The following is a 5,153-nucleotide window of genomic DNA, read 5'->3' as shown; positions in this document are numbered from 1 at the left end:
GACATTTTTGAAAGCTCTATGCGCGGCGACAGATTCACAAATAAGTGTATATTTAAACCATCAATTAAAAAACAAAAAACAGGCTAACCAGCAAAATGCCGCACTCGCTTTATGTAGTGGCCTGTTGCCCACAATACGAAAAAAAAATCGTGAAATAAATGAACATAGATAAAGCATATAATATTTGGGCTGACCAATATGATACGAATTCAAATAAAACGAGAGATTTAGATACAAAATCTACAATCGAAACTTTAAATAAATTTGAATTTTCATCAGTTATCGAATTAGGTTGCGGAACTGGAAAAAACACAATCTTTTTACTAAAGAAAGCGGATGAAATTATAGGATTGGACTTTGCCCAAGAAATGTTGAATAAAGCAAAAAACAAAATCAAAGATGAGCGAGTTGAATTTCGAAAAGCGGACTTAACTGCTGAATGGAATATTGAAAATAATTATGCGGATTTAATTACTTGTAGTTTAGTACTTGAACATATTGAAAATCTGAACTTTGTATTCAACCAAGCGAATAAAAAATTAAAAAATGGAGGACTTTTTTTCATTAGCGAGCTTCATCCATTTAAACAATATTCAGGAAGTAAAGCCAAATTTGAGACGGAAAACGGAACACAGGAATTAGAAACTTATGTTCATCACATATCTGAATATTTAGAAGTTGCAAATGAAAACGGATTTGAACTGCTGGAACTGAAAGAATGGTTTGATGAAGAAAATAAAAGTGGAATACCAAGATTGATTGGAATAACATTACTTAAAAAGTACTGTGGGCAACACCGTATATAATTTATTGCTAGTTCTAGCCTACTTACGAAAATCCTCGCGGATTTTCTATTCGATTTTTATTTGCTAAATTAGGTGCTTAAACCACGCAACAAACCATATACAAACACGTGGCGGCTGATTGCCCAAGGGCTCGCAGTTCACGATAAAATAAGCTTCACAAAAGGCAGTTGTATACTTGGTGATTACCGCAATCGTATGGCTACGCTTCAAAATGGGTTTTAGAGCGATTGTAAGAGCAATAATCAAAGATCTGGCACAGATAGATGGATCATAGAGCAAACTAGCTAGGATTTTAAAGCTCCCACCCTACTCAATCAGCCGCCACAGGCCACTACTCAAAAATGCCTAGGGCATACATCTTAAGTATAGAAAGCTCACACGTAGTTGCAACCAGCCACAACTATTACATAACGCGAATACGACATTTTTGAAAGCTCTATGCGCGGCGACAGATTCACAAATAAGTGTATATTTAAACAATCAATTAAAAAATAAATACAGGCTATCCAGCAAAATGCCGCACTCGCTTTATGTAGTGGCCTGTTAGCCACAAGCTAAAACAAAAACTTGAATGACAATAAATTACATAGTTGAAATTTGTATAGCAATTGATATTGCAATTTTGGGTATTGCATATCCTATAATTGTAGATAAGATTTCAAATATTGGAGATAGATACAAATCAAACTATTTATCTGTTCTTTTTAATAAAGAAATCCCACAACGCCCAATTATTTTAAAGTTTAGGAAAAAAAGAATTGAACTATCAATCTTTCAATTAGCATTATATGTAACAATCATTTCTTTTTTATTCTTAATATTTCCAATTCAACCACTTTTTGGTTGGGATAATTTTTTTATTAATAATTCTGCAAAACTTTTAGTATTTGTATTAACCGTAACCTTGACCATTCTGTTTTTCCAATGGTTAAATAAGGTAGTACTTTTTAATGGTAAACCAACCTCTTTGTTGAGCTATGTAATCAAAAAATATAACTCACTTAAAAAGGAATCTACTGACAAACCATACTTTCTAAAAACAATAAATGAATTTACCTTTTACGCAATAGATAAACAAGACGAGCATTTACAAGAGACTTTACTTGAATTTTACTACAGTGAATTCTCTTCAATTAGAAAAAATCACGATAAGTCCAAACCATTAATTTATCCAGCAGACTTATATTCAATGGTACATAAACTAAATGTTCAATTAGCAAATAGCAGTAACCTAAAACTACCTGCTATAGAGCACAGAGCAGTAAGTGGTTGGTGGTTACTTGGAGAAGATTTCGAAGAGATTCCAATTTCTGAAGAAACATATAATTGGCTTTGGAGAAATCTATATGTAATCTGCGATAATGAGAAGTTTGTAAAAATGTATTGGTCTAACGCCCATCAATATCTAGATTTTAGATTACAACCAATTCTTGAGAATTACGATTTTGAATCTAGAGAAGTTACAAATAAGGAAGAAGTCCAAAAGAGAATACAACAAAGAAGAACTTTTCTTGAATTTCATTACGCTTTAGGTGGTCTTTTATTATATAGAAACCAATATAAAACTTTAAAGTACATATTAAATTACTCTCAATCATTACCACCAAAGTTTGTTTTACTTCCCGAAACAATGACAGAAATTTTTGAGTGGTTTGAAGAATTTAGAAATGAGTTTAAAAATCGTCAGACACCCATTGACATAAAATTCTATTTCCCCGAATTGGATAATTTAGGTAATAGAAGACAAGTTAATTATTGGATATGTTGTTATTTAACAGTTTTATTTTTACGTCAGTGGACACTAAATAAATATTATACTTTTCAAGATTTTACAGCACTTCCAAACTTACCCAATAACGTTGTTGAATTAAACAATTGGTTAGCAACTGTCTCATTCTTTGAAAATTGTCTTAATGACGTATTATCAAATAAAGAGCTAATTAATACTTTAGGTTATACAGAAATCATCGCTGACAAGTCAGATGAAATCAAGAATTTCCCAAAAATTCTAAAAGAGAAAATAATAGATAAGATTGGGCAAGAGAAATTAAATGCACCATTATCCCAAGAAAAAATTCAAAATTTTGAAAACAAATCAAACGAAATAATTACAAAGGCTTTCGAGAGCTATGATGATATTTTTATAGAGTTAGATGATAAAGAGAAAGATGATGAATTAAAGTTATCTGTAACAGGTGGACAAACTTTAATGTCAAAATCAGCATTTACTGATAATGACATTCCTCATTTAAACTATGATTCAATTTTTGCTAGTCAAGTATCACAAAATAGCATTAAGCGATTTATACCTAACTCATTTTTAATTTCAAGAACGAGACGATATTTACTTAATAAGGATAATTTTCTTGAAGGTTTAAATAAATTAATTGGAGACAAACCTGATATTGTAATTGTAGCTGTAAACGCAGGTTACCATTTAAAAGAAATCTTAAAAGATTATGAAGCCATAACAAAATATATTCCTTCAACCGAATATCGCATACAAGATATAATATATGTTCTGCATAAATCAGACTTGCCAAGCATAGAGCATAGAGATATTTTAGAGCAAGAAAAAACGGATAGTCAACTAAAATTACTTAATGAGGACTTAAAGATATATGCTTCAGTTATTGACATCAGTAATCCGGAAAACGAAAAGGTAAAAGAAAAATGGGATAGTAAAGAATTTAAAGATAATTCGGAAATACAAGTTCAAATCACTATCGCCTTTTTAGCAATAATTTATTGGAGAAAAGAAAGGGATATTGTACAAATTGGACTTTCTTCTGAATTTAAAGAACAAGGAATTCAAAGCACTCTTGATGAAATAAAACCATTCAAGAAAGCATCTAAAAAGGATAACGAGAAATAAAGCCAGTGGCTAACAAAGTATATAAAAAAATAGCGGTTTAATCGCTTAATCGAAAGAAAATGAATAAATTAAAGGTCTTTTATTAACCGAAAAGTTAGTGCTTAAAAATCCGCTACTTTTCATATACAAAACCGTGGCGGCTGATTGCCCAAGGGCTCGCAGTTCACGACAAAATAAGCCACACAAAAGGCAGCTGTACACTTGGTGATTACCGCAATCGTATGGCTACGCTTCAAAATCGGTTTAAGAGCGATTGTAAGAGCTATAATCAAGGATCTTGTACAGATAGATCATAGAGCAAATCTCCTAGGATTTTAAAGCTCCCACCCTACTCAATCAGCCGCCACAGGCCACTACTCAAAAATGCCTAGGGCATACATCTTAAGTATAGAAAGCTCACACGTAGTTGCAACCAGCCACAACTATTACATAACGCGAATACGACATTTTTGAAAGCTCTATGCGCGGCGACAGATTCACAAATAAGTGTATATTTAAACAATCAATTAAAAAACAAAAAACAGGCACACCAGCAATCCCGATAGCTATCGGGAGCCGCACTCGCTTTATGTAGTGGCCTGTTGCCCACAATTATGAAAAAAATACTGCTTACATTAACAATCGGAATTTTATTAGCGAGTTGCGCTGATAAAAATGCTGAAAAAGAAGTTAAAAAATCAGCTGATTTAAATGTAGCGGAAAATAAAACTAAAATTGAATTAAAATATGTTGATAGCTGGAATCAAATCGAATTAGCACATACTGATGATAAATATGGCGAATGGGGCGGAGATACTGACATAATAAAAATTTACTCAGACGGAAAAAAATATTATGCAGATTACGCTAAGTATTTAGGTAATGTTGGACCACCTGAACCACCATCTGAAAATGCAGAAGTAAAAATATGGTACGAATACAAAGAGCTTGAGAGTAAAACGGATAGTCTGGAGTTGAACAATATAGAATTACAGTTGATTAAAGACGCGATAATTTATCTGACTAAAGAAAAGATTAATAATAGTTCATTTCCTACTCACGCTGGAATTTCGAATAGTGTAATATCAAGAGACTCTACACTAATTATTGACAGTTATCCTTCAGATGAATGGAAACCATTTCAAGAACTTAAAAGAAGACTTAGCGAAAAATAACTGTGGGCAACAACGTATATAGCTCATAGCTAGTCTGTTGCTTAATCAAAGTTAAGGCATATCTGGAAAGTCGCCAATTTTTTAAATTTGACGATTTCCAATAAAAAGATAAATAGTAAAATTAAAAAATCTGGCTTGTGCTTAATCCGAAAATAATCGCTAATTTACACGCTACGAGCCATATACAAAACCGTGGCGGCTGATTGCCCAAGGGCTTGCAGTTCACGATAAAATAAGCTACACAAAAGGCAGTTGCATACTTGGTAATTACCGCAATCGTATGGCTACGCTTCAAAATCACACGACCGCAAGTATAAG

At 32.5% G+C, this 5,153-nt stretch carries 4 protein-coding genes; 3 read left to right on the top strand and 1 reads right to left on the bottom strand.

The window, feature by feature from the left end; translation table 11 throughout:
* The first annotated feature begins 158 nt into the window (after window positions 1–158).
* The 3 genes from ACFO5T_RS10850 (at window position 159) to ACFO5T_RS10840 (ending at window position 4,835) form a co-directional block, all read left to right on the top strand.
* The gene (locus tag ACFO5T_RS10850; protein ID WP_155088243.1) at window positions 159–806 is read left to right on the top strand and encodes a class I SAM-dependent DNA methyltransferase; all 648 of its coding nucleotides are present in this window, start codon (window positions 159–161) and stop codon (window positions 804–806) included.
* Window positions 807–1,377: 571 nt separating this feature from the next.
* Complete coding sequence (locus ACFO5T_RS10845) at window positions 1,378–3,681, top strand: hypothetical protein (RefSeq protein ID WP_380034312.1); 2,304 nt, start codon at window positions 1,378–1,380, stop codon at window positions 3,679–3,681.
* A gap of 593 nt (window positions 3,682–4,274) precedes the next feature.
* Window positions 4,275–4,835, top strand: a complete 561-nt coding sequence (locus tag ACFO5T_RS10840) for a hypothetical protein (RefSeq protein WP_380034310.1) — start codon at window positions 4,275–4,277, stop codon at window positions 4,833–4,835.
* A 121-nt stretch (window positions 4,836–4,956) separates the two neighbouring features.
* On the opposite strand, the gene ACFO5T_RS10835 is transcribed toward ACFO5T_RS10840, so the two are convergent.
* Window positions 4,957–5,153: hypothetical protein (locus ACFO5T_RS10835; protein ID WP_380034308.1), on the bottom strand; the 197-nt coding region annotated here is incomplete at its 5' end.

Origin of the sequence: Dokdonia genika, from assembly GCF_042652845.1 — a bacterium.
Classification (GTDB): domain Bacteria; phylum Bacteroidota; class Bacteroidia; order Flavobacteriales; family Flavobacteriaceae; genus Dokdonia; species Dokdonia donghaensis.
This window is presented reverse-complemented; position numbering and strand designations above follow the sequence as displayed.

Bases quoted from the DNA above. Each gene is read 5' to 3' on its own strand.
- ACFO5T_RS10850 (WP_155088243.1), top strand. From the start codon at position 159: ATGAACATAGATAAAGCATATAATATTTGGGCTGACCAATATGATACG.
- ACFO5T_RS10845 (WP_380034312.1), top strand. From the start codon at position 1,378: ATGACAATAAATTACATAGTTGAAATTTGTATAGCAATTGATATTGCA.
- ACFO5T_RS10840 (WP_380034310.1), top strand. From the start codon at position 4,275: ATGAAAAAAATACTGCTTACATTAACAATCGGAATTTTATTAGCGAGT.